A 311-nucleotide genomic window follows, 5' to 3' on the forward strand; every position below is an offset into this window, starting at 1 on the left:
GGCGAATACAGTTTGGCTTCGACGCAGGCGCGGGCCGGAGACTGGCCAGCCGGTACCCAAGCGTCCCAGACCTTGTTCAGGCCTTCACGATCATCGATGTTCTTCAGGAAGATGGTGATCGACAGGATGCGCGTCTTGTCGGTGCCGGCTTCGGCAAGGAACGCGTCGATGCTGTCCAGGGTCGCCTTGGTCTGGGCCTCGATGCCTTCGCTATGGTCTTCATCCAACTGGCCGGCCAGGTAGACGGTGCCATTGTGAATGACGATTTCGCTCAGACGCGGTTCAGTTCGCAGGCGCTGGATGGACATGGG

The 311-nt window shown here is 60.5% G+C and carries 1 protein-coding gene; it reads right to left on the reverse strand.

All coding sequences use genetic code 11. The features are described 5' to 3' along the window. On the reverse strand, positions 1-308 hold a 308-nt coding region (locus AC0IYH_RS30625), incomplete at its 3' end, for a RidA family protein (protein ID WP_471837921.1). Positions 309-311 lie beyond the last annotated feature (3 nt).

Source organism: Pseudomonas sp. AC463 (assembly GCF_979253585.1).